The organism is Kitasatospora sp. NPDC048407 (assembly GCF_043200475.1).
GTDB lineage: Bacteria > Actinomycetota > Actinomycetes > Streptomycetales > Streptomycetaceae > Kitasatospora.
In genome coordinates this window covers 692925-716530 of sequence record NZ_JBICXW010000001.1, presented here as the reverse complement: position 1 = coordinate 716530, position 23606 = coordinate 692925, and the positions used below count along the sequence as shown (strand labels likewise).

Here is a 23606-nt window from a genome sequence, read left to right as displayed (position 1 = left end):
GGTTGGAGTGGCTAGAGCGGCTGATCTGGCTGGGGCGGCCCACCTGATGCTCGTGGACGGGGTCTCGTATCTGGACCCCGAGCCGGCGGTGTTCGAGGCGATGCTGGAGGGGTGGACCAAGCAGCAGCGGAGCCGCTTCCTGAACTGGGACGGGACCATCAAGCCGAGGCTGTCGCTGGTCCGCCGGTTCGCCGAGTTCACCAACCAGTACCCGTGGCAGTGGCAGCCGGCCGAGGTCGAGGCGTTCATCGACCACCTGCGGGCGAAGACACCGACGTTCACGGTGTCGAGCGGCCGCGGCTACCAGAACCACCTGCGGCTGTTCTGCGAGTACATCACGGACGCGCGCTACGGCTGGATGAACGTCTGCCAGGAGCGCTTCGGCCAGGTGCCGGTGCAGATCCTGCACGAGTGGAACACCGTCACCCACGTCAGCGAGTACGAGGGCGACCCGAGCCGTCGTCCGCTGACCTATGACGAGATCCAGGCCCTGTTCGACGCCGCCGACGGACGGGTCGAGGAGATCCGGAAGCGCGGTCGCAAGGGCGCGTTGGCCGCGATGCGGGACTCCGCCCTGCTCAAGAGCTACTACGCCTACGGCATGCGCCGTCGGGAGAGCGTGCATCTCGATGTCGCCGACCTGCGGCGGAACCCGAAGGCGCCGCAGTACGGGCGCCACGGGGCGGTGTTCGTCCGGTACGGGAAGTCCTCGAAGGGCAGCCCGCCCAAGCGCCGCACCGTCTTCACGGTCCCGGAGATGGACTGGATCGTCGACGTCCTGGACCACTACCTGACCGAGGTCCGCCCCCGGTTCGGTGCCGGGAAGCACCCGGCGATCTGGGTCACCGAACGTAGTGGGCGTCTGTCCCGCCGGTCGGCGAACGAAGCCTTCGACGCCGCACGGAAGGCCGCTGACCTGCCAGAAGAGCTGAAATTGCACTGCCTGAGACACTCGTACATCACGCATCTCGTCGAGTTCGACTACCCGGAACGGTTCGTCCAGGACCAGGCCGGACACGTCTACGCCAGCACCACGGCCATCTACACCGGCGTCTCGGACGAGTACCGCAACCGGCTGCTGCAGCGGAAGTTGACCCATCGCTACCCCGGCATCTGGGAGGACCCCAAGTGATCAAGAAGATGGGCTACCGCTGGAACCTGCGTAGGCTCATGGCCGACCGGGAGATGTTCCAGACCACCGACCTGGTCCCGCTGCTGGCCGAGCGGGGCATCACGCTCTCCCGCGAGCAGGTCTTCCGGCTGGTCACCCAGCCCCCGCAGCGGCTGTCGATGGACGTCCTGGCGGCCCTGTGCGACATCCTCGCCTGCCAGCCGAACGACTTGATCGAGGTCCAGGTCGTCAACGAAGAAGTCCGCAAGACCGCCGGCGGCGAGACGCCCGGACCGCTTCCGGCCGTTCGCCGGACCTCCATCCGGCGCCCGGAGGGCCTGTGACCGCGCCCTCGCCGACCGCGCCGTCTGTCGTCGCCCGCCTCGCCGCCCAGGCCGCGCGACTGGAGACCGCCGTCGCCGCCATCCCCACCAGGCTCACCGCCGCTCTGCCTGGCCTCGATGCCGAGGAGGCCGCAGCCGCACTGGTGGTCGCGGTGCCGATCCCCGTCCGCGGGGCGGCCCGCTACCTGGAAGAGCTCGCCGAGCACCTGGCCGACCATCCCCAGGCCCTGACCTCCGGGAGTTCGCTCTGCCCGCCGGTTCTGCTGCGACTGATCCAGGTGCTGCACGAGGGCGGCCATCTGGTGGTCCGCCCAGGCTGCGCGCACTGCGGCACGGTGCGGACCGACCTTCGCCAGCTGCGGCCCGAGGGGCGGCTCTGCGCGACCTGCGACGCCAAGAGCCGCCGCGCCACCTGCGCGCGCTGCCACCGCGAGGGCATGCGGATCTCCGCCCGCCGCCCCGAGGGCGGCATCTGCTCAGCCTGCTACCACAAGGACCCCGACCGCCTGGAAGAGTGCGCCGGGTGCGGCGAGCACCAGAACCCGGTCGTCCGCCGAGAAGACGGCCGGGGCCTGTGCGTCAGGTGCTGGAAGCGCCCCACTCACATCTGCGTGACCTGCGGCAAGACCGCGGTCGCGGCACTGGTCGATGCCGACGGCACCCTCTGCCACCTCTGCTACAACCGTCACCGTCGCCCGCGACGGCCCTGCGGCCGGTGCGGGCAGGTCAAGCGCATCGCACGTAACGCGTACGACGGTGAGCCCGACCTGTGTGACGGCTGCTACCGCGGCCCCGAGGTGACCTGCTCCGCCTGCGGTCGGATCCGGCCCTGCAGCAGCAAGCTCCAGGGCCAGCCCGTCTGCGGCAACTGCTACCGGCGCAATCGACAAGGCGAGCCATGCGCCCGCTGCGGCCGGACCAAGCCGGTGAACACGCGATGGCCGATCGGGCCGGTCTGCATGACCTGCTACAACACCGTCCTCCGGTCGCCGGCCGAGTGCTCACGCTGTGGCACGGTCCAGCCGCTCATCGCGCGGGACGCCGACGGCACCGGCGTCTGCGGACCCTGCGTCGGCTTCGCCGCTGACTACACCTGCCGCCAGTGCGGCCGGGCCGGCAACCCGCACAGCCGGGGCCGGTGCGCGTTCTGCGTTCTCGCCGAGCGGGTCAACCTCCTGCTCGCCGGAGCCGACGGCGTGGTCCCCGAGCAGTTGCAGCCGCTCGCGACGGCGCTGGCTGCCGCTCCGGCGCCCTTCCAGGCGATCCAGTGGATCCGCGAGAGCCCGAACAGCAGGCTCCTCGCCCGCCTCGTCACCGAGGACCGTCCGCTCAGCCACGAGCTGCTCGACGAGCTACTGGCCCAGCCGGAACCAGCGTTATATCCGCCAACTCCTGGTGCACACAGGCATTTTGGGCGCCCGCAACGAAGACATCGAACGGATCCCCGGCTGGCTGGAGTACGAACTTGCCGATAAGCCGGCGGACCACGCGAACCTCGCCCGCCCGTTCCTGCACTGGTTTCTGCTCCGGCGCGCACGCCAACGCGCCGCCGTCCGCCGTTACCCGGCCTCCGCCGACCGCGATCTCCGACGGCGCGTCAGCGTGGCCCTGGAACTGCTGGCCTGGCTCGACCAACAGCAACTCGCACTCGCAGACCTCACCCAGGAGCACGTCGACGGCTGGATCACTGGCGGACCGAGCCAACGGCGCTACTTGATCCGCTACTTCCTGGGCTGGACGGCGAGCCGCCGGCTCACCCGCAAGCTCGTCGTCCCCTCGATCCCGCAGCAGGAGCCACAGGCCCTGCTCAACGAGGACGACCGCTGGAGCCTCCTCCAGCGCTGTCTCACCGACGACGCCCTGCCCCTGGACGTCCGAGCAGCCGGCGCGATCACCCTGCTCTTCGGTCCGTCCACAGAACGGCTCTGCCATCTGACGCCCGACCACCTGCAGCGCGGCAGCAAGCACACCCACCTGATGCTCGGCCGTCACCCCGTGCTGCTGCCCCCGCGACTGGCCGGTCTGCTGCACCAGCTGGCGGAAGAGCCCCTGCCCGGCTCACGATCCCTGTTCGCCCAGGCCACCCCGGGCCCCCGGCTGCTGTTCCCGGGCCTGGTCCCAGGGAAGCCCATCTCGACCCATGCCATGACGCAGAAGCTCAACCGCCACGGAATCTCGGTCCGCGCGGCCCGCAACTCCGCCCTCGCCGCGCTCGCCGCCGACCTCCCCAGCCCCATCCTCGCCGACCTGACCGGCATGCACCGCCACACCGCGATCCGCTGGGTCACCTACGCCCGACGCGACTGGGCCGAGTACCTCGCAGCACGCGCCGAGGACCAACAGGAAGGCAGACGATGACCGACCCGACCGGACGCAACGACGGGCGCACAGCCCAAGAAATGCTCGACTACCTGGTCACGCACCTGAACGGCGCCCTGCGCCGCCCGGGAATGTACGGCGGTGAGACCGCGATCAGGCTCTACCTCGACGCGGTGGCGTTCGCGGAGGCCTCCGAGCAGGAGTGGCAGCAGGAACTGAAGGACCTGCAAACCCGCCGAGGATCCTCCTCCACCGGCGTGCGCGGAGCCTTTCAAGATCTCTGGGGTGATGCACACGAGGGCGCCGTGGCCTCGGTCTACGCCGAGATCGCACACCGCCAGGGATGGCTGCAACTCGACCGGACCCTCACCTCGGCCGAGCACTACGAGATCCGTCGCGTCAGCGAGACCTGGTGCCGCAAGGACCGGTTTCTCAGCGACGTCGTCACGGCGTTCGGGCCACCCTCGGTCCTCTTCGGGGGGAACAACCCCAACTACCCCAAGACGCTGGCCTACGCGACCGACCAACGCGACGACACCCTGCTCTGCTTCCACCTCTGGAACAGCTTCGCCCCTGAGCCAAGCTCATCGTCGGCTTCCGTCCACGCCGAACCCGTCCTCTGGGCCTTCCGGGACGGCGGCACCCTGTTCACGGACGGCTTCATCTTCACCCCCCGGAAGGATCCGCCCGTCGGCGTGCGAACTGAAGTGCGGGCCCAGGAGAACCGGGTTGCGAGGCGTCCTGAGCTGCGGTGGAATCTGGCGGGCTGCACACCTGCGGCCCTGGCGGGGAGGAACCGGTTGATGGACGAGACGACGGCGCTGGACAGCGTGCTGCAGCAGGCGCACATGGCCCAGGTGAGCTCGGTGACCGGATTCGAGGCGGACGGAGAGATCCGGGTGGACCTCTCCGATCCGGCGGAGTTGGACCAGCTCAGGAGAGCTATGGCGGTGGAATCGCTGCCCGGGTTCCACTGCATGTGCGGCGGGGACGTCCGTTTCGAGTTGTTCGACTGCGCCGGTGAGCGGCTCGCAGTCGTCGTCCTGCACCACGGGGCGACGCTGAGGTGGGGGCTGTGGGAGAGCGACGCCGTCCTCGCCGACGGCCGCCTGCTCCTGGCGTGGCTGGACGGCCACGGCATGCCCGGTCCCATGCAGCAGTTCGAAGCCGACCGACAGCGAGCGGAGGAAAGATCCGAAGACGAACGCAGCTGGCTGGCCGCGATGCCCGCCGGATTGGAGGGGACCGCCGACCGGATCCTCGACCTCTCCCGCACCGGCGGCAGGCCCTCCCCCGAACTGCTTGCGGAACTCACGGGCCGACTGCAGGCGACGTTCCCCGACCCAGTGGAGCGGGCGCTGGCCCTGCTCGAATGGTACGGCTCCGGCAGCGGGCGCTGCTCCGGTTACCCCGTCCACGAGGGTGTGCCTGGCGAACTGCTCGGCAGGGTGCCGATCGCCGAACTGCTCGCCGGGCTGGCCGACCCGCGAGCCGAGGAGCGACACGAAGCCGGGGCCGTGCGGCATCTGGTGGGCTGGAAGACCCGCCCGCACCAGAAGCGGGATGTCGCCGGCCTGCCCGAACCGCTGCGTGCCCGGCTGCTGGCACATGCTCGCCGCTCTGGAGACTCCGACAAGCAGGGCCGCGCAGAACGGTGGTTGGCACCCCCGCGGGCCTGAGACCCGTCGGAGCGTTCACGGTGATGACGCTGCCTGAATCTGGCTTTGACCGGATCTGTGTGAACGTTCCTGTAGGTTCTTCCGGACACGCGCGTGGGCGGGTCCCCGGCGGAAGCAGGAGGGAGTGCCCGTGGCTGACGAACGGCTTGATGCCGAGTGGCTTCGCGGCTGGTGTGGGCAGGCGGACGCGGCGCTCGCGAAGCTGATGGAGTCGTTCCAGGCACGGCATGGCTTCGAGCCGGGCAGCAACGTGGTGGTGCACGCTTCGGCGGCGAGCCATCAGGCCACCGACGCGCTTGTGGAGCTGACGCCGATTCCCTCGGACCTGACCACGATGTACTGGGTGATCGCTGAGGTCTCCTTGCCCGATGTGGAGAACGGCTACTTCGTCCATCCGGCCTCGCTGGTCGCGGAGCACTTCCGCGAGTACGGGGCCGTCCAGATCGATGGGGAAGAGCCTGCCCTGGTATTCGCCAGCGACGGGGGAGGCCATCTGTTCGCACTCGCAGGCTCTGGGCGGGTCTGGAGGTCGACCACCGCCTCGTGGTTCGATCAGTTCGACCTTGCTGCGGCCGGTCTTCAGGAGTTCTTTGAGGGGCTCTCTCAGCAGATCAGCGGTCAGCTCTGACGGCTGGTCGAAGGGCGAGCCGACTCAAAGCCGCGTGGGGATTCGGATCCTCGTACGGGCATGACTCGTCCCGCTGTTAGCAGTGCTCTTCCAGGTTGAGCATGCGGCGGTCGGCTTCCGCACGGAACTCGTGTGCGCGGTAGCGTCCGGCCGTCCGGCTTCCGCCGGGCCCCTTGTAGTCGTCCTTGACCTTGTCCCAGAGCATCGGGCGCTCGCCATCGGCGACAAGGCGGGGGCGGGTCCCGCCGCTCTCTCCGAGTACGACGGTCGCGGCATGGTCCTTCAGCAGCCGACGCACAGCGCGAAGATCGACTCGCTTCTTCCGGAGCAGCCACGCAGTGCCAGCATCGCCCAAGAGCTGCACGGGTGCTTCGAGCTGATCCGGGTTCATGTGGAAGGCCTGCATGGTGTGAGTATTGGCCGGCGGCGGCGACGGCGGCTTCGATGCTGCTCGCGACATCGACGACTTCATCGCCACCGTCAACGCCAACCGCGAGCACACAGGCCTGGAAGAGATTCCCGAAGCGCCGGTTCGGCCCCATATGTTCCGTCACACCATATCGATCATCGCGGCCCAGGAGCCCGACGGCGAGATCGCACTCGGGTTGCAGCTCAAGCACGCCGCCCGGCGGGCCCTGGCGAATCGCACCACACTCGCCTACGGCAAGCCCGACGCACGGTGGGCCAAGGAGTTCGACAATCAGCTGCAGGTCGCCGCTGCCAAGAAGCTGGTGTCCCTGCTTCAGGCCCGCCGGGCCGGCAAGTCCATCGCGGTCGGTCCCGGTGCCGCGCGTTTCCACGCCGGGCTCGACAAGGTCAACGAGGTCATCGAGCAGAGTGCGACGCTGCGTGCCCAGCTTGCCGACGAACGCCTGGAGATCACCCTGCTGCGGGACGAGTTCGCCAGCCTGCACCTCGGCACGGTCAACCACTGCCTGTGGAACGCCCCCACCGCCGAGTGCCAGAACCAACTCCCGCCCTACCAGCGTGGTCAGGCCCCGCTGCTGGGGGCCTGCCAGCCCTCCCGATGCCGCAACTCGGTACTCACACTCGCCCATGAGCCGATCTGGCGGATGGAGGAAAGCGAACTTGTGGAGCTGCTGAAGAAGAAGCTGTCCAAGCCGCTGCGCGAGCAGGCCCTGGCGCGGCTCGCCGAGGTCCGCTCGGCGACCGCGCAGTTCGACAAGATGAGGGAGAACGCCTGATGCCGGTGTCCGCCGCCACCGAGAAGAAGCTCTGCGAGGCCATGGCCCGTCTGCTGGCCGGCGAGCCGCTGCACACCGACGGGGCCCTGACCAAGGAGAACCTGGCCCGGGAGGCGAAGGTGAGCCACGCGACCGTGCACCGGGCCGAGGACATCCTAGCCGAGTGGGACGCCAGGGTCGCCCGGCCGGTGCTGCGGACGCCGGGCGAGGTCTCCCGGGACGAGACAATCGCCGAGCTTCGCAAGCAGTTGCGCGATGCCAAGCAGCAGGTCACCGACTTGAATGGGAAGCTTGACGCGCTCGCCTCGGTGACCGCGAACCTGTACTCCGAGAACCTGCAACTCAAGGAGAAGCTGGGCCGCCGCGGAGCGGTCGCTGTCCTGGACGGCGGCCAGCAGTGATCACGGGTCCTGCCCGGCCGGGCAGGACCGATCAGTCGGTCACGGGCGTGACCGACTCCGTGGTTAGCTCGATCCCGGTGGCCGCGTGCACGTCCTGCGCAAGCGACCGCGCGAAGGGCCGCTGCGGTGGCGCCTTCGTGGACGGTCAGGGTGAGCGTGCGTCGTTGGGAGCATCGGGTGCCGTCGGCGAGCCGGTGGCCGATGTGCTCCAGGAGCCAGCCCGCGCTGGCTCGAAGCCGGCCATCGCTGTCGGTGTGGACGGGGCAGCCGGTGGATGGCGAGCCAGGGACGCAGTGGTTGGCGAGGCGCGGGACGCGGCCAGGCCGGAACACCGAAGCGATCCGACCGTCCGGCCTGCATAGAGGTCCTCGACAGCTAAATACTTCAATTATTGCCAGCTTGAGTAGCGATCATCCGAATTGTGCCGTGGCGCGTTGACCTCATGCCCCGGCGCCTCAGTGGCAGACATCCGGCGACCATGCGACGGTGGTTACATGGCCTGACAACAGCGCGACACAAAAATGTGACTCAGTGCAATAAGAGGGATGTGTTGAAGTGTCCAGGAAAGCGGAAGAATTAGAGTCGGACCTTTTCATCAAGAGCCTGATCAGGCGCGTTCATGCGGAGCTTATTGAATCACGGGCTGAGCGCGAGGAGTCGGGCCAAGAACCCATCTTCAGCGTCACTGGGCTCACCCTCGAAGTCAATTTTGTGGTTGAGAGATCTAGGGAAGCCAAAGGAGGCATCGAGTTCAAGGTCATCACGGTTGGCGGCCTGAACATTGGAGGCGCTAGGGGCTACAAACAACAGCAGGTGCATAAGATCACACTGAACCTGACTGCCTTGTCCGACGAATCCGGTTCCCTAGCGGGACTTGACCAGGCTGTCAGTCGATTTCTCCCAAGGGAAGTCCATGATCCAGAATAGCGATTCGGCGCTACTAAATTTAGATATTGGAGAAGCCGTCAGGTATCGCACGGAGTACGGCTTCCTTGAAACCGCCTCCTTGGCAGTTCGATTCAACTTCCCGATTCCGCCGGAATCGGAAGCCGACCTGCATGAGCTGCGGAAGACGGATGCGCACGAGAGGCAACACCTATTTCAAACTGCAGCCACTTCCTATGGGTTCTATTTCCGAAGCCTTCGATATCTACAGAGTCGCTTGATGCTCGATATTTTGCACATCCTGCAACATGACCACGGCCTCAAGGTGACTTACCCGCTCGAAGCATTTTTGCGCAGACTTAGACCGCGCGCCAAGTATATTGACGTACTCTCCAGATTGCGCGGGTGGCTGATCATTGAATTCACCCTTCTTTGCTTCGAGGGAAGCTATTCACAGTGGACACTTCCAATACTACGACAATTCTACGGATCGCCCGGCATGGCGCCAGCATTTGCCGAAATCGACCAAAATTTAAGTAGGGTATTCGCAGGCAGAAAAACGCTAGCTGAATACAGCCCATGGGTGGACCCAAGCGACGACGGTCGCGCAAGGGAGGACGTCTTTCTCATCACGAAGGCAACGACAGACGTTCACGCCGATGTCCGATCAGTTCTCGAGAGCGGTGCAACAATTGCAGAATTCTGGGGAGCCGACTCGGAGAGCCTAGCCGCTGTCAAGGCCGGGAAGCCGGAAGGATTCTACTGGAGTTGGATACATGAAGCATCTCGGAGACTTATGCCGGATTTAAGCTTTCCCGAGTTCACCAAGACCTTCTCTGCCTTGGTTGACCTGGCGCTTAATGGGCCAATTCTGCCTCAACAAAGCGGAATCAGAGTACCTGGCTCTCCGATTATGGATGTCCATCCAGCCTATCGACTACTCAAAGGGATCATGTCGGTTCGCCGGGTAGGACCGATGCGAAGCATGAATGACTACGTGCGCTTCACAGAAGATGTCTGCGATCTGAATAGGTGGCCATCTCTGACCGATACAGTTCGCACGACGGGCGCGCAGATGGCAGGCCCTTACGACTTTGCAGAAGATTTTCTATTTGCACACTCGCTGCAAGTTCGAACGCGTCATCCAAGCGCCTTTCTAAGCAGCCTTTCCTGGACTGACGGATGGCCTGAAGAGGAAGCGAAATCCTATTTAACGTTCCCAATTATGGAATTTTCCAACAGGAAGTTCATCCATGATGATCGGAGCCTAGTTGAATCACTCTTGCTCGCCTATATCGTTGACTCTTATCTACGCCTCATACTCCTATCGAACGGCCGCACAGTGCAGTTGCCGTACTCGGCAAGCGATGCAGATATCGCTCGCCTAGTTGAGCTCGCCGAATCTTACTGGGAGGTTTTTGAGGTGAAGCTTCCACCCATCTTCCTTGAAGGGAAACCCAGGATTGCTCTGGCCCACAGGATGTGAGGGATACAAGGAAATGGAGATCCGCTGGTACGCAACATGACCTGAAGTAACTTGGCGTGTGGCCATAAAACATCGATACGCCCGGTCGCCGGCGCAGGACGCGCGTCCTGCTGACGCCCATGGCAGGCTTCGGGTCCAGGCCTCCGCGAGCGAGGGCTTCAGGGCCAATCGGGGAGCGGTCCTCGGTGCGGTTCGAGCTCATGTAGCTTGCGAAGCGCTCTGATCCCGTTCTGGGCCTCCGCGAGCGCCTGCTTGGGTGACCAGATCCGTATGCCTAGTTTGTCCGCGATTTGCTGATCCTTCTTGAGCAAGCCGACCTCGTTCGTGACGAAGGCGTGCCCACCGTATCGGGCTGCGGTCGCCACGTGCATCGCATCCCGCCTGGAGTTCTTCCGTACCGACTCCCAGTCCGCCGATGGAAACAGGATTGCGAACGCGTCCTTGATCCGCTGTTCGTCCTCTGTGGAGGGGAAGACCGAGGAGTCGAGACGCGAGTCGTCCAGAACGAACGGGCCCCAAGCTTCCGGGAGGTCTGCCGCCTCTTCCTCGCGCTGTGCCTGTGTCGCCTCGTCCTGACCCTCGAAGCGCTCCGTATTCATCGCGTCGGTGCGGGCCAGCCCGATCCAGCCTGCTTCCCAAAGCTTGAGCAGTTCCTGGGTGTCCGTATCGCCCCTGTGGAGAGCACCAATCAGCGTGTTCGTGTCAAGGAACATGTAGCGGGCGACCAGATTCCGGCCGCGCAGCGGCGAGTCAGTCATTCCGGCTCCCAACGCACTCTGGGCAGAGTCGGCCTCCGCTGACGCGTGAGCCTCCCAGAAAGTCGCCCGCTCGGAAACCCCTGAGACAAGACGGCCGGCCGGGCACAGTCACACCGTGCCCCAGCGTGACGGGTGCCGACTGGCCGGTATCGGCCGAAGCCTTGACGGTGTCGGCCCAGTCGGCGGGGTCGGTGCCGGTCAGGACGCGGTCGGCGGAGCCGCCGAACCGCAGGGTGGTCAGGGATGCGAGCGTGGTCGGAGCCACTGCTGAGTCCTCCCGTCAGGGTTAGTTGGTGATCGCCTTGAGGGCGAGGTCCCGCAGCGAGGCCAGGCGGCTGCAGTTGTCCTGGTGGTGGTAGACCGCGTTGGTGTAGATCGTCAGGAGCGGCCGGTGTGCGGGGCCCCAGCCACGGCCTGCCCCCGCCGCTCGTATCCGGACAGCTACAGCAAGCAACCGTACCCACTGGTGTGAACTCGCTGTAGGGCCTCGCTCAAAGAGGTGAAGGCCATCGTTCAACCGGACGGGCTTGGCTGATGGCGCGCACGGCATGCTCGGCAGCCGAGGCGAGCGAGGCGGGGGCACCGCTGGGGTCCTGCCCGCACTCCCACCAGACCAGAGGCGCGAGCTCGGCGAGCGCGGTCACCTCAGCGTAGGTGGCGTCCAAGCGGATCAGGGATGAAGGTCTCAAGTGCAGTTCATAGGCAGCGAGTTCGCGCAGGGATCTCGGGACATCGTCGGGGAAACAGTCGAACGCCGCCTTGAGGAAGGCCTTCGGCAGGGCCACCCGGTACAGACGCAAGATCTCGACGCACTCGTCCTCGTCCATCTCGACATCCGTGCCGCTGATTTCGAGTTCGACCCGCCCCCCCAGGAAGCCAACGAGGGGCGCGGGTCACCGTGCCGTCGGGCCACGACGGGATCTCGTCTCCACACGACAGCTCGCCTGCTCGTACCTGGAGCACCGACGGGTCGGCCGGCACCTGGTCCGCGAGGATCTCTCCCAGACACAGGGGGTCGACCAGCGGGTAACGGGACGACATGTCCGCCGTTGTGTCAGGGCGCCGCAAGCCCAACCGGGATGATTGCGGTTCCATAACGGATGGCGTCCGAGGCTGAGACAGATTCGGGTGGCCAGCGACCATGTGTGCTGCCGCGCCGATCGGCTGATGACTGAGACAGCTACCCCACTGAGACACCCGAACTGTTCCTAAGGGCGGCCACCTGGAGACGGTTGACGACACCTTGGCCGGCGCCGCGCTGCGGGAGCTGACGGAGGAGACGGGGATCCCGGCCGACCAGGTCACGTTGGGGGAATTGGTGGACATCGACGTGCATCCGATCGCGGCGAACCCGGCCAAGGACGAGGGCGACCACTTCCACTTCGACGTGCGGTACGCGGCCGCGCTGTCCGGCTGGAGTGAGATCCGCCTGCAACTCGAAGAGGTGGCCGGGTTCGCGTGGAATCACCTGGACCCCGAGCAGTACCGAGCCGCCGCCGAGCGGATCACGTCAGGGGCGCCTGCAGGAAGCTGACAGATGAGGGGCCTGGGTCCCCCTTGTGGGTGGGGTGGGGTCCGCCGGAAGTCGGGGGCCGGGGGCGGGGGGTCAGCCTGCGGGACTAGCCAGGTCGGTACCTGGTGCGCATGGGCGGGGGGTCGGGGCGGGGCCACCATGGAGGGGACGGTGAGCGGCGGGACGGGGTGGGCAGGGATGGGCGGCGCGCGGCAGGCGACGGCTTTGGTGTTCGGCGGGGCGGCCGTCGCGGCGCTGGTGGTGATGGTCGCACCGGCCACCATCCAGGAGGCGCAGGACCGGATGGACCAGACCCTGCGCTTCCCGACGGGCGCCGCCGCCAAGGCGGCCGGCAGCCAGGTGCCGGGCTGGCTGCCCGACACGGCGGTGCGGATAGCGTTCCTGACGGGCAGCCAGGACGGCGACCGGCTGATCCGCGCCACGCTCCCCGACCGCGCACTGCCCGCCGGCTGCACCGAGGGGAGGCCGGTCGGCAGCGTCCACCTGAGCGCGCACTGGTTCCCGCGCGACACCCCGCAGCGCGCCACCGCGCACTGCGGCCTGTACGACGTCGCGCTGATCGGCGATCAGCTGTACGGCTGGCAGGACGCCGCGGTGGTGGCCAGCGCCCGGCCCGGCGGCGTCCCCGTGCACTGAGACAGCGCGGGGCCCGGCCTTCCGGGCGACCCGGCGGATGCGATAGGACGGTGCGCATACCTGCCACCCCGAGGAGCACCATGCCAGGCCCGACCGTCGATGCCGACGGCGACCAGACCGTCCCCGCAGCCCCCGGCCGACCCGACTCCATATCCGGCGCACCGAGCAAGGCCCCGTTCGTGGCGGCCACCGTGGCCGTCCTGGGCAGCCTCGCCGCGCTCGGGCCGACCACCACCGACCTGTACCTGCCCGCCCTGCCCGAGCTGACCGCCGACCTGCACTCCACCGCCCCGGCCGCCCAGCTCACCCTGACCGGTTCGCTGCTCGGCATGGCCGCCGGCCAGCTGCTGTTCGGCCCGCTCAGCGACCGGATCGGCCGTCGCCGCCCGCTGCTGGCTGGTCTCGCCCTCTACACCGTGGCCAGCGTGATGTGCGCCCTGGCCACCTCTATGCCGATGCTGGTGGCCGGCCGCGCGCTCCAGGGCGTGGCGGGCTCCGCGGGGCTGGTGATCGCCCGGGCGATCGTCCGCGACCGGCTCGAAGGCGTCGCGATGATACGTTTCCTCGCCACCATGGGCCTGATCTCCGGCCTCGCCCCGATCCTGGCACCCGTCGTCGGTGCCCAGTTGCTGCACATCACCGACTGGCGCGGCACCTTCTTCATCCTGACCGTGCTCGGCGCGCTGCTCACCGTCGGCTCCGCGCTCGGCATCCGCGAGACCCTGCCACCCGAACGCCGGCACGGCGACGGTCTGGGCACCACCGTCCGCGCCATCGGCGGGCTGCTGGGCGACCGCCCGTTCCTCGGCTACCTGCTCACCAGCACCTTCGCGTTCGGCGCGCTGTTCGCGTACGTCGGCGGCTCGTCGGTGGTGCTGCAGGACGTGTACCGGATCTCCCCGCAGACCTACAGCCTGGTGTTCGCCGTCAACTCGATCGCGCTGCTGGCCGTCACCCAGCTGAACGGCCGGGTGCTGGTGCAGCGCTTCCCCGGGCCGGTGCTGCTGCTCTCCGCGCTGACGGTGGCCGTGGCGGCCGGCGTCGCGGTGGTGCTGTGCACCACCGTCTGGGACACCGGCCTGGCCGGGGTGTGGCCCGCGCTCGCGGTGCTGATGGGCTCGATGGGCGTCATCATGCCGAACGCCAACGGACAGGCCCTCACCATGGCGCCGCACGCCGCGGGTTCGGCGTCCGCACTGCTCGGCACCGGCACCTTCCTGTGCGGCTCGCTGGTCGCCCCGCTCAGCAGCGCCGGCGGTCACCCGTCCGCGACCGCGCTCGGCGTGATCGTGCTGGGCTGTTCGGTGCTGGCGCTGGTGTCCTTCCTGCCGCTGGCGACCCGCCGGGAGTGACGGGCCGTCGGCGAACCGGCGTCCGGGCAGGCAGGTCGGAGGCGGCGCCGGGCGCCGAGCGGTGGTGACGGGCGCAGTACTCCGTCCGTCACCACCGCACCGCAGGGCATCGCCTCACTGCCCGTCGCGGACGGCGGCCGATCCCCGGTGAGGGCCGGCCGGGGGCCAGTGGCAGCGGCCGCCGCTCCCGAACCGGACGGCGGCCGCGGCGTGACCACGGGAGCAGGAGGCGGCACCGGCCGGTGTCAGTGCCTGCGGCGGGTGCGGCCGACGCGGAGCAGCGCGGCGCCGGCCGCGGCAGTCAGCGCGGCGACGGCGGCCAGCGGACCGCTCGTGGAAGCGCCGGTCTCGGGAAGCGCGGGTGCCGCCGGCGTGCGGGTCGGCTCCGGTGAGGTGGACGCCTCGCCCGTCGGCTCCGGTGAGGTGGACGCCTCGCCCGTCGGACTGACGCTCGGTGACGGGCTGGGGCTGGGGCCGCAGGGAATCCACTGGAGCAGGGCCTCGCCGTCGCCGCTGCGCACCCCGGTGGTGAACTGGGCTCCGGCGGGGCCGAGGCTGGAGCCGCCCCCGCCGCCGCCACCGTCGAGCGTGCCGGTGGTGGACGAGCCGCCCGCACCGCCGCCGTGGGCGCCTCCGCCGCCGCCTCCGCCGCCGCCCATGTGGGGGTCGGCGAGGTTGAGCGCGCCGGATCCGCCGATCATGCCGTTTGCGTCGCCGCCGGCCGCGCCCGGCTGGTCACCGGCGTAGGCCGGGGTTCCGCCGGCCCCGCCCCCGCCGCCGTCGCCGCCCGAGGCGCCGCCCTGGCCGCTGCCCGGGGTGGTCGGCGTCTGGCCGGGCTCGCCGCTCTGGCCGCCGTCGCCGCCGCGTCCGGTGTCGGTGTTGGCGAAGCTTCCGGCGCCGCCACCTCCGCCGCCCGCGACGATCACCGTGATGTCGTCGAGGGACACGGCCGTCGCCCCGCCGCCGCCGGCCGCGGTGGCGCCGTTGCCGGGAATCGGGACGCTGCCGTAGGCGCCGCCCTGGCCGCCGCCACCGTATCCGCCGTGCGGCGGACTGCCGTCGGTGAGGCTGCCGCCGCTCCCGGCACCGGCCACGTTCACCGTCAGCAGCTGGCCGCCGTGGACGTCGAGCGTCGCGCGGACCTCGCCGCCCAGCCCGCCGGACGAACCGTAGACCGCGGTACCCCCGGCCCCGCCGAAAGCGGTGACATCCACCTGGCACACGTCGTCGGGCACCGTGACGGTCTGGGGGCTGCCGGTGAACCCGAGGTCCACCGTCCCGTCGGGGCCCTGCACCGCCGACGGCAGTGCCCGGGCCGCGAAGGCGGCGGGCACGGCCACGACCAGACCGGAACTCAGAGCAACCGCGCACGCTGCGCGCACGGTGGGATTTAGTCGTCTCATTTGCCCACAGTAGATTTGCGGACGGTGAGAACATCGACACGCTCTGTAGTCAATCCGGGTGTGTCGGCCGCACCGCGGCGAGCGGAACCGGGGACAACGGGCCGCGCCCGGCCGGTGGCGGGGAAGGCGCCACCGGCCGGGCGCGGCCGTTTCACCGAAGGGTGCGTCAGGCGATGGAGAAGTCGTCGCCGTAGACCGCGCCCTGGCCGTACCAGCCGTGCAGGTAGACCGTGACGGTGCCGCTGGCGCCGGTGGTGAACGGGACGCTCACCTTGGTCCAGGAGCTGCCGTTGGCCCAGGTGGAGGCGGTGGCGCCGCCGGTGACCCCGACGTAGGAGTAGGGGCCCTGGACCCAGGCGGTCAGGGTGTACGAGTGGTTCGGGGCGAGGGTGACGGTCTGGTCGCACTCGCCGGTGGTGCCGGCGGTCGGGGTGACCTGGAGGGCCTTGGAGCCGCTGTGCACGGGGCTGCCGACGACGGCGGCGCCGCTCTGGCAGGTCCACGGGGCGAGGTTGCCGGACTCGAAGTCACCGTTGACCAGGCCGGTGGGCGGGGTGACGCCGGTGACGGTCAGCGCGTACGTCGCGGTGTGGGTCCGACCCGCGCCGGTGCCGGTGACGGTCAGGTTGTAGGTGCCCGGGGCCGCCGAGGCGGTGGTGGCGACGTTCAGCGTGGCGGAGCCGCCGGCGGTGACGCTCGCCGGGCTGACGGTGGCGGTGACGCCGGCCGGGGCGCCGGAGACCGACAGGCCGACGGCCTGGGCGGTGCCGGAGGTGACGGCCGTGTTGATCGTGCTGGTGGCGGAGGAACCGGCCTGCACGCTGCCCGCGGCGGGGGAGAGCGACAGCGAGAAGTCGGAGGCGGTGGTGCCGCCGGTGACGGTCAGCGTGTACGTCGCCGAGTGGGTGCCGCTCGCGCCGGTGCCGGTCACGGTCAGCGGGTAACTGCCGTTCGGCACGGCCGAGGTGGTGGAGACGTTCAGCGTGGCGGAGCCGCCGGCGGTGACGGTGGAGGCGCTCAGCGAGGCGTTGAGGCCCGGCACGGGCTGGGTGGCCACCGACAGGTTGACGCTCTGCGCGGTGCCGGAGGTGACGGCCGTGTTGACGGTCGTCGAGGTCGAGGACCCCGCCACGACCGAGCCGGTGGCCGGGCTGAGCGCCACCGAGAAGTCGTTCGCCGGCACGGTCGAGCTGGTGAACTGCGAGAAGATGTGGCTGAAGTCCCACTTGTTCTGCGCGATGCCTGAGCAGTCGTCACGGCCGCCGGTGCCGGCGCAGCCGCCGTTGTCGCGCTGCAGCGCCCAGAAGGACAGCGTGTTGATGCCCTTGGAGACGGCCCAGTTGTAGACCGTGGTGGCGTTGGCGACGGTGAAGGTCTCGGCGGCGCCGAAGTCGTCGATGCCGGGCATCTCGATGATGCCGATCATGCCCCAGATCTGGGCGGAGGTCTTGGTCGGGTACAGCTTCGCCAGCTGGTTGTACAGGCCCTGCGCGGAGGTCTGGGTGTCCGCGGCCATGTCGTGCGGCTGGTTGTCGTAGTAGTCGAACGTCATCATGTTGACGACGTCGATGCGCGCGTTGTTGGTGACGGCGTTCTTCAGCACCGCGAGGCCGCTGGAGGCCAGGCCGCTGGTGGTGGTCGGCAGCGTGTAACTGAACTGGATGGAGCGGCCGTTGGCGGCGGCCCAGTCCTCGACGATCTTGATCGCCTTGTTGCGGCGGTCGATGCCGGCCGTGTTGGTCAGCGAGTTGTCCTCGATGTCCAGGTCGATCCGGGAGACGTCGTAGGTGGTGATGACGTTCTCGAACTGGGCGGCGATCTGGTTGACGTCGGTGCACGAGTCGGCGATCTCGGTGCCCGTGTTGTCGGCGGTGTAGCCGCCGAAGGACGGGATCACGTCGCCGCCGTTGGCGCGGATGGTCGCGATGTCGGCGCCGAACACGGAGTTGGACACCGGCATCGTGGTGTCGCCGTTCCACAGCGCGGTGCAGGAGCCCTTGGTGGCGGCCTGCAGGAACGCCATGGTGAGGTGCTTGACGCCGGACTGGGAGGCCAGCGCGGCCGGGCTCTCGCCCGTCCAGGACTCGAAGTACGGGGCGAAGACGTGCTGCGGCAGCGGAGTGGCGGCCTGCGCGGGGGCGGAGATCAGCCCCAGCGAGGCGGCCGCCATCGCGCCCGTGGCGAGCAGCGCTTGGAGTGGTCGGTGAAGGCGCATCGAGGCTCCATCAGGCATGGGTGGATGGCCTCGTGCCGCATTTCGGGCACGGGGCAAGGGTGGTCGGCCTGGTACAGGGAGTGCCGGGGTGGTGCGGGGCGTACGAAGCCCCGGCCGGTGGTCACACCCCCACGATGCGTTTCCGGTCGGGAAAACAACGCTCCCATGGTTGGTCTGGACCACTCATCTGTCAAGACTCCTAACTGTCCGTCCCACCAGGTGTCCTGACATGCCGTCGGCCCCGCACCCGATGCCGAGGGGTGCGGGACCGACGGGCGGCGCGGGTCAGTTCAGGCCGTTGCTCTTCAGCCAGTCCTTGGCGACCGCCGACGGGTCCTCCTTGTCCACCGCGACGCGCTTCATCAGCGCCGTCAGCCCGGCGGTGTCCAGCTTCGCCGAGACCGCGTTCAGCGCGGCCGCCCCGGTCGGGTCGATGCCCGTCTTGTTCACCAGCGGAGTGACGTTCTGCGAGCTGAACAGGTTCTTCGGGTCGCTCAGCGACACCAGCTTCAGCTGGACGATCTTCGGGTCGGTGGTGAACACGTTGCCGACCTGGACGGTGCCGTCCTTGAGCGCGTTGGCGGTGGTGTCGGCGGTCGGCTTCCACTCCTTGAAGGTGACCCCGTACACGTCCTTGAACTGCTGCTCCCGCCGCGACTTGAACTCCGGCGGGCCACCCACCACCAGGTCCTGCGCCTTGCCCGCGAGATCGGCGATCGACTTCACACCCAGCTTGTCGGCCGTCTCCTGGGTGACCGTCAGCGAGTCCTTGTCCTCGGCCGGCGCCGAGTCGAGTATCCCCAGCGCCGCCGGCAGCTTGGACGCCAGCTCACTGTTCACCGCGTCCTTGCCGGTCGCCGTCGACTTGGCGTCCAGGTACCCGAGCAGCGCACCGTTGTACTCCGGCAGCACCGTCAGCGCACCGGACTGCAACTGCCCGTACAGCACCTCCCGGCTCCCGATGTTGAACTTCTCCTCGACCTTCACCCCCTTCGCCCGCAACGCCTGCGAGTAGATCGACGCCAGCAGCACGTTCTCCGGGAAGTTCGCCGAACCCACCACCACGGTCTTCCCCGAACCACCGGGCGCGGCAGGGGACTTCGCGGCCAACGGGTCGCCCCCGCCGGAGGAGGAGCAGGCCGCCGCGCCGAGCATCAGCGCGGCGACGGCGACGGCGGTTCTGACCGGACGGGAAGTCATATCGAGTCCTTTGCAAGTGCGGGCAGGCCCGCGGGTTCGTCAACAGGGGCGGTGCGCGCGCCGCGTGGCGTCGCGTACCGGATGAGCAGGGCGAAAAGGAGTTGGACGGCGACGGCGAGCAGGACCACCAGGAGGGCGCCGCCGACGGTGGTGGGGAAGTTGCGGGTGGCGAGGCCGTCGATGACGTAGCGGCCGAGGCCGCCGAGGCCGACGTAGGCGGCGACGGTGGCGGTGGCGATCACCTGGACGGCGGCGGTGCGGGCACCCGCGAGCAGGGTGGGCAGAGCGGACGGGAGGCAGACCTGGAAGAGCGTCTGCGGGTGGGTCAGGCCGATGCCGCGGGCCGCGTCGCGGACATCCGGGTCGGTGCCGCGGATGCCCTCCGCGGTGGCCACCAGCAGCGGCGGCGCGGCGAGCGCCGTCAGCGGGAGCAGCACCGCGGTGTCGCCGACGCCCGCGAGCAGCACCGCCAGCGTGACCAGGCCCAGGGTGGGCAGCGCGCGGGCGACGCCGGTCAGCGCCGTGACCAGGAACAGGCCGCGCCCGGTGTAGCCGATCAGCAGGCCCAGCGGCACCGCGAGCAGCGTGGCGAGCGCCAGCGCCTCGGCGGAGAACACCAGGTGTTCCAGGACGCGGTCGAGGATCGAGTCCGGCCCGCTCCGGTGCGCCGGGTCGGCGAAGAAGTCGTGCAGCCAGCCGAACCAGTTCACCGCGCCACCCCCGTCGCCCACGGCGCCAGCACCCGGCGGGCCGCGACCAGCAGCAGGTCGCAGACCAGTGCCAGCAGCGCCACCAGCACGATCCCGGCCAGGATCGGAGTCGGGAAGGTCCGCTGGAAGCCGTCCACGAACAGGTAGCCGAGCCCGCCCCGGCCGATCAGCGCGCCGACCGCCGCCAGCGAGATCGAGGACACCGCGGCGACCCGCAGGCCCGCTATCAAGTACGGTACGGAGGCCGGGAGTTCGACGGCGGCCAGCCTGCGCCACGGCCCGTAGCCCATCGCGGTGGCGGCCTGCCGCACCGGCTCCGGCACGGCCCGCAGCCCGTCCACCGTGGTCGGCAGCAGCACCGCCAGCGCGTAGAACGTCAGCGGCACCATCACGGTCTCCCGGGTGGCCAGCCCGGTGTACGGGATCAGCACCACGAACACCGCCAGCGAGGGCAGCGCGTACACCACGTTGAACACCGCCGCGAGCGGCTGGTACAGCCGCGGGTAGCGGGTGCAGGCCAGGCCCAGCGGCACCGCCAGCAGCAGGCCGATCAGCACCGGGACCAGCGCGATCACCGCGTGGTCGCCCGTCAGGCCGGCCAGGTAGCCCAGGTGGTCGCCGAGCCAGTGCCAGCGCACCAGCGGCTCACCGTCCAGCATGGTTCACCTGCGCCCCCGACTCGTGCGTGTCCGTCCCCGGCTCGGCGAGCGCGGCCACCACGGCGGCCCGGCTCGCGGTGCCGATCGCCCGGCCCTCGGCGTCCACCGCCACAGCGTGGCCCGACGGGGCCAGCACCGCGGCGTCCAGTGCCGAGCGCAGGTTGTCCCGGGCCGGGGCGAACACCGGCACCGGGTGGCGCCGGTCGCCGCGCACCCAGTGCTCGGGGCGGCCGTCCGCGTCGAGCGTCAACGCCCAGTCGTCGTAGGCCGGTTCGAGCTTGGCGAGCGGGACGTCGGCGGCCGGGCGTAGACCCAGGCCGCGCAGGCCCCGGTCGCGGCCCAGGAAGGCGGCCACCCCCGCGTCCGCCGGGGCGGTCAACAGGGTGTGCGGGTCCGCGAGTTGGGCGATCTCGCCGTGCTCGCGCAGCACCACCACCCGGTCGCCGAGCCGTACCGCCTCCTCGATGTCGTGCGTCACGAACAGTACGGTCTTGCCCAACTCGGCCTGTAGGCGCAGCAGTTCCTCCTGCAGCCCGGCGCGCACCAGCGGATCGACCGCGCTGAACGGCTCGTCCATCAGCAGCACCGGCGGATCCGCCGCCAACGCCCTTGCCACGCCGACCCGTTGCTGCTGGCCGCCGGAGAGCTGCGCCGGGTATCGGCGGGCGGTCTCCGGCGGCAGGCCGACCAGCTCCAGCAGCTCCGCCGCCCGGGCCCGGGCCCGCTTGCGGTCCCAGCCGAGCAGCCGCGGCACGGTGGCCACGTTGTCGATCACCCGGCGGTGCGGGAACAGTCCGGCCTGCTGGATGACGTACCCGATGCCGCGCCGCAGTTGGGCCGCCGGCAGGGTGGCGACGTCGGTGCCGTCAAGAAGGACCTTGCCTCCGGTCGGCACCACCATCCGGTTGACCATCCGCAGGATGGTGGTCTTGCCGCAGCCGGACGGGCCCACCAGGACCGTGGTCCGGCCCGCCGGTACGTCGAGGTCCAGGCCTCGGACGGCAACCGTGCCGTCGGGGTGGCGCTTGGCGGCGCCCTCGAATCTGATCACGGAAGGGTCCTAGCGATGGCCGAGCGAATAATCGAACACTGATTTGAATACGTCTGTCCGGCTTCCCATGAGTCGGTCACCGCAAACCTTGATCCACCGAACGGGTGGGCAGGCCGGCCGCAGCCCAGGCCACGAACCCGCCGTCCAGGTCGGTCGCCCTGAACAGGCCCAACTCCCGTAGCGAGGCTGCCGCGAGAGAGGAGGCGTAGCCCTCCGAGCAGACTACAATCCACGGCACGTCGTGTCCGGTTGCTTCGGGAATCCGGTGACTGCCCGTCGGGTCGAGCCGCCACTCCAGCACGTTCCGTTCGATGATCAGCGCACCCGGAATCTCACCCTCCCGGGCACGCTGTGCGGCCGGACGGATGTCCACCAACCGTGCGCCGGCCGTCACCGCCGCCCATGCCTGCTCCGGCCCCGGCCGCTCGAGGCCCGCGCGGGCCCGCGCCACCAGCTGATCCACCGTCGTCACCACTGCTCCGGTCCTTCCGTCGCCGTGCGCACCAGGCCGCCGGCCCGCAGCTCGTACCGGGACATCTCGCTCAGCGGCGGCGAGTACGCGTGCAGCGTCACCGCCGGCCCCGGCGAGGTGTTGCGCACATCGTGCAGGTACTGCGGCCCGAACGCCCGCTCGGCGCCCGCCGTCAGCCGGCGCGAGGTCAGGCCGTGCTCCGGACCGGCCAGCGCCAGCTCCTCCAGCTCGCCCAGCGCCACCATGAACGCCCCGCGCGAGCCGCCGTGGTCGTGGAACCCCGTCGACTGCCCCGGCAGCCAGCTGATCAGCCACACCTCGTAGTCCTGCGCCAGTTCCAGCCGCTCGTACCACCGGTCCTCGGCGGCCAGCCGCACCCGGTGCAGCCAGCGCTCCGGGCGTTCGGCCAGGTCGCGGACGATCCGGCGCAGCGCGTTCGGCGACAGCGGCGGGCGGGCGGGGGCATCGAGTACGGGGGTGGCCGGGACGGCGGGCATGGGTCTCCTCCGGGGAGTGCCGGGGCAGCCGTCGCCGGAGCCCGGCGGGCGGCTGGAAGGCAGGTGGGCGTACCGCCGGACGGGCGGATTCGGGGGGTGCTGCGTGGGGTCGCGCGACGGCCCTGGCTCGACTCACAGGGGCGTGCGGAGGTTACCGAGGGAAGGTCAACAGGCACACATGTCGCTCGCCTGGCGTCGCAGATCGACGTGCAGGCGGCAGACCAGGAAGGTGCCGGGGTTCATGCCGCCGATGCTTCAGGACGCGGTGGCGGCGCGTCAAGTTCCGCCACGCTCCGATCGAATGCTGAGCACTTCTGTCTCGCCAGCCGAGAAAACGCCAAAAAACCGGTGGCCCGCGCTCCGGGGAGAGCGCGGGCCACCGGGGTTCTCGGGGTGGGTTCAGTTGTCCTGGCCGGCGTTCTCGTCGGCCTGGGCGGCGGCGCTGTCCGCCGCGTCCACCTTCTGCTGCATCTGCTGTTGGACCTGCGAGCCGTCCGGCCCGTCGGCGGGCGCCGCGGTCGGGCCGCAGGCCGTCAGCAGGGCCGCCGAGGCCAGCGCGAGCGCGGCCAGTGCGGCGGCCGCGGCGGTGGGGCGACGGGTCACTTGGAGGCCGCCGGGGCGTTCTTCGCGCACCAGTCCGCGACCGACTTCAGGGCCGCCTTGCGGGTGTCCAGGGTCGACACCAGGCCGCGACGCGCCGTCAGGCGGTCGTTCAGGTACTTCTCGACCTCGGTGTGGCCGGCCTTCTTGGCGTTGTCCACCCGCTGCTCCAGGCGGGCGATTGAGCCGTTCACGCTCGCGTCCCCGTGCAGCCGGGTGAGCGCCTTGTCGATCTTCTCCTCGGTCTTCGGCAGCCGCTTGCAGATCGACTTCGCCCCGTCGCCCTTCGGCGCCGACCCGTTCGCCGCCTGTGCGGGCCCCGCCGCCAGCAGCGCGCCCGCCAGCGCGAGCACTCCGGCCGCGGCGACCGTCCGGTTGATCCGCATGGCAGTCCCCTTCCCACTTCGTCACGGCCGGACCGCCCGGCCGTGGACGCGACCGTACGGGGGCTTCTTGTGGAA

Annotated in this window: 27 protein-coding genes; 13 read left to right on the top strand and 14 right to left on the bottom strand. The window is 69.5% G+C overall.

Translation table 11 applies throughout. The annotated features are described in order from the left end of the window. The first annotated feature begins 7 nt into the window (after positions 1-7). The 6 genes from ACGFWJ_RS03425 (at position 8) to ACGFWJ_RS03400 (ending at position 6081) form a co-directional block, all read left to right on the top strand. Positions 8-1132 carry a tyrosine-type recombinase/integrase gene (locus tag ACGFWJ_RS03425; protein WP_392944731.1) on the top strand — a complete coding sequence of 375 codons (1125 nt, stop codon included), beginning with the start codon at positions 8-10 and terminating at the stop codon, positions 1130-1132. Further along, positions 1129-1455, top strand: a complete 327-nt coding sequence (locus tag ACGFWJ_RS03420; RefSeq protein WP_392944729.1) for a helix-turn-helix domain-containing protein — start codon at positions 1129-1131, stop codon at positions 1453-1455. Before ACGFWJ_RS03425 ends, ACGFWJ_RS03420 begins: the two co-directional genes overlap by 4 nt. Then, positions 1452-2930, top strand: coding sequence for a hypothetical protein (locus ACGFWJ_RS03415; protein ID WP_392944727.1), 1479 nt, complete (start codon positions 1452-1454; stop codon positions 2928-2930). Before ACGFWJ_RS03420 ends, ACGFWJ_RS03415 begins: the two co-directional genes overlap by 4 nt. Continuing rightward, positions 2866-3813: a hypothetical protein gene (locus ACGFWJ_RS03410; protein WP_392944725.1), complete on the top strand. Its 948-nt coding sequence runs from the start codon at positions 2866-2868 to the stop codon at positions 3811-3813. Before ACGFWJ_RS03415 ends, ACGFWJ_RS03410 begins: the two co-directional genes overlap by 65 nt. Beyond that, entirely contained in the window at positions 3810-5453 is a 1644-nt protein-coding gene (locus tag ACGFWJ_RS03405) for a hypothetical protein (RefSeq protein WP_392944723.1), read from the top strand. Before ACGFWJ_RS03410 ends, ACGFWJ_RS03405 begins: the two co-directional genes overlap by 4 nt. 130 nt (positions 5454-5583) lie before the next feature. After that, positions 5584-6081 (top strand): hypothetical protein, encoded by a 498-nt coding sequence (locus ACGFWJ_RS03400; protein WP_392944721.1) that lies wholly within the window; start codon positions 5584-5586, stop codon positions 6079-6081. Between the two features lie 76 nt (positions 6082-6157). Here the strand turns inward: ACGFWJ_RS03400 and ACGFWJ_RS03395 are convergent, their stop codons facing one another. Continuing rightward, positions 6158-6487 carry a hypothetical protein gene (locus ACGFWJ_RS03395; RefSeq protein ID WP_392944719.1) on the bottom strand — a complete coding sequence of 110 codons (330 nt, stop codon included), beginning with the start codon at positions 6485-6487 and terminating at the stop codon, positions 6158-6160. A gap of 10 nt (positions 6488-6497) precedes the next feature. On the opposite strand from ACGFWJ_RS03395, the gene ACGFWJ_RS03390 reads away from it, so the two are divergent. From ACGFWJ_RS03390 to ACGFWJ_RS03375, 4 genes are all read left to right on the top strand, one after another. Next, entirely contained in the window at positions 6498-7286 is a 789-nt protein-coding gene (locus ACGFWJ_RS03390; protein WP_392944717.1) for a hypothetical protein, read from the top strand. Next, on the top strand, positions 7286-7687 hold the full coding sequence (locus tag ACGFWJ_RS03385; RefSeq protein ID WP_392944715.1) for a hypothetical protein: 402 nt from the start codon (positions 7286-7288) through the stop codon (positions 7685-7687). The genes ACGFWJ_RS03390 and ACGFWJ_RS03385 overlap by 1 nt, the downstream gene beginning before the upstream one ends. 555 nt (positions 7688-8242) lie before the next feature. Further along, positions 8243-8614: a trypco2 family protein gene (locus tag ACGFWJ_RS03380; protein ID WP_392944713.1), complete on the top strand. Its 372-nt coding sequence runs from the start codon at positions 8243-8245 to the stop codon at positions 8612-8614. Next, the gene (locus ACGFWJ_RS03375; RefSeq protein ID WP_392944711.1) at positions 8601-10058 is read left to right on the top strand and encodes a hypothetical protein; all 1458 of its coding nucleotides are present in this window, start codon (positions 8601-8603) and stop codon (positions 10056-10058) included. The genes ACGFWJ_RS03380 and ACGFWJ_RS03375 overlap by 14 nt, the downstream gene beginning before the upstream one ends. Before the next feature lie 158 nt (positions 10059-10216). Here the strand turns inward: ACGFWJ_RS03375 and ACGFWJ_RS03370 are convergent, their stop codons facing one another. From ACGFWJ_RS03370 to ACGFWJ_RS03360, 3 genes are all read right to left on the bottom strand, one after another. Continuing rightward, positions 10217-10816, bottom strand: coding sequence for a hypothetical protein (locus ACGFWJ_RS03370; protein WP_392944709.1), 600 nt, complete (start codon positions 10814-10816; stop codon positions 10217-10219). Between the two features lie 286 nt (positions 10817-11102). Further along, complete coding sequence (locus ACGFWJ_RS03365) at positions 11103-11270, bottom strand: hypothetical protein (RefSeq protein WP_392944707.1); 168 nt, start codon at positions 11268-11270, stop codon at positions 11103-11105. A gap of 37 nt (positions 11271-11307) precedes the next feature. Then, positions 11308-11643 (bottom strand): hypothetical protein, encoded by a 336-nt coding sequence (locus ACGFWJ_RS03360; RefSeq protein ID WP_392944705.1) that lies wholly within the window; start codon positions 11641-11643, stop codon positions 11308-11310. Positions 11644-12038: 395 nt separating this feature from the next. On the opposite strand from ACGFWJ_RS03360, the gene ACGFWJ_RS03355 reads away from it, so the two are divergent. The 3 genes from ACGFWJ_RS03355 to ACGFWJ_RS03345 all read left to right on the top strand — a co-directional run bounded on the left by ACGFWJ_RS03355 (position 12039) and on the right by ACGFWJ_RS03345 (position 14338). After that, the gene (locus ACGFWJ_RS03355; protein WP_392945462.1) at positions 12039-12350 is read left to right on the top strand and encodes an NUDIX domain-containing protein; all 312 of its coding nucleotides are present in this window, start codon (positions 12039-12041) and stop codon (positions 12348-12350) included. 150 nt (positions 12351-12500) lie between these two features. Continuing rightward, a complete protein-coding gene (locus ACGFWJ_RS03350; RefSeq protein ID WP_392944703.1) occupies positions 12501-12986 on the top strand; it encodes a hypothetical protein in 486 nt (161 codons plus the stop codon). 80 nt (positions 12987-13066) lie between these two features. Then, entirely contained in the window at positions 13067-14338 is a 1272-nt protein-coding gene (locus ACGFWJ_RS03345; protein WP_392944701.1) for a multidrug effflux MFS transporter, read from the top strand. A 245-nt stretch (positions 14339-14583) separates the two neighbouring features. On the opposite strand, the gene ACGFWJ_RS03340 is transcribed toward ACGFWJ_RS03345, so the two are convergent. The 10 genes from ACGFWJ_RS03340 to ACGFWJ_RS03295 all read right to left on the bottom strand — a co-directional run bounded on the left by ACGFWJ_RS03340 (position 14584) and on the right by ACGFWJ_RS03295 (position 23531). Beyond that, entirely contained in the window at positions 14584-15678 is a 1095-nt protein-coding gene (locus ACGFWJ_RS03340) for an LPXTG cell wall anchor domain-containing protein (protein ID WP_392944699.1), read from the bottom strand. A gap of 229 nt (positions 15679-15907) precedes the next feature. Continuing rightward, a complete protein-coding gene (locus tag ACGFWJ_RS03335) occupies positions 15908-17956 on the bottom strand; it encodes a carbohydrate binding domain-containing protein (RefSeq protein ID WP_392944697.1) in 2049 nt (682 codons plus the stop codon). Between the two features lie 285 nt (positions 17957-18241). Continuing rightward, positions 18242-19156, bottom strand: coding sequence for an ABC transporter substrate-binding protein (locus ACGFWJ_RS03330; protein WP_387635069.1), 915 nt, complete (start codon positions 19154-19156; stop codon positions 18242-18244). Continuing rightward, positions 19153-19887 carry an ABC transporter permease gene (locus ACGFWJ_RS03325; RefSeq protein WP_392944695.1) on the bottom strand — a complete coding sequence of 245 codons (735 nt, stop codon included), beginning with the start codon at positions 19885-19887 and terminating at the stop codon, positions 19153-19155. The genes ACGFWJ_RS03330 and ACGFWJ_RS03325 overlap by 4 nt, the downstream gene beginning before the upstream one ends. Then, on the bottom strand, positions 19863-20525 hold the full coding sequence (locus tag ACGFWJ_RS03320) for an ABC transporter permease (protein ID WP_387635065.1): 663 nt from the start codon (positions 20523-20525) through the stop codon (positions 19863-19865). The genes ACGFWJ_RS03325 and ACGFWJ_RS03320 overlap by 25 nt, the downstream gene beginning before the upstream one ends. Further along, positions 20512-21576, bottom strand: a complete 1065-nt coding sequence (locus ACGFWJ_RS03315) for an ABC transporter ATP-binding protein (protein WP_392944693.1) — start codon at positions 21574-21576, stop codon at positions 20512-20514. Before ACGFWJ_RS03315 ends, ACGFWJ_RS03320 begins: the two co-directional genes overlap by 14 nt. Before the next feature lie 76 nt (positions 21577-21652). Further along, positions 21653-22051 (bottom strand): rhodanese-like domain-containing protein, encoded by a 399-nt coding sequence (locus tag ACGFWJ_RS03310; protein WP_387635059.1) that lies wholly within the window; start codon positions 22049-22051, stop codon positions 21653-21655. Further along, complete coding sequence (locus ACGFWJ_RS03305; RefSeq protein ID WP_392944690.1) at positions 22045-22545, bottom strand: cysteine dioxygenase; 501 nt, start codon at positions 22543-22545, stop codon at positions 22045-22047. The genes ACGFWJ_RS03310 and ACGFWJ_RS03305 overlap by 7 nt, the downstream gene beginning before the upstream one ends. Positions 22546-22944: 399 nt before the next feature. Next, the gene (locus tag ACGFWJ_RS03300) at positions 22945-23148 is read right to left on the bottom strand and encodes a hypothetical protein (RefSeq protein ID WP_387635054.1); all 204 of its coding nucleotides are present in this window, start codon (positions 23146-23148) and stop codon (positions 22945-22947) included. Next, positions 23145-23531, bottom strand: a complete 387-nt coding sequence (locus ACGFWJ_RS03295; protein ID WP_392944688.1) for a hypothetical protein — start codon at positions 23529-23531, stop codon at positions 23145-23147. Before ACGFWJ_RS03295 ends, ACGFWJ_RS03300 begins: the two co-directional genes overlap by 4 nt. Positions 23532-23606 lie beyond the last annotated feature (75 nt).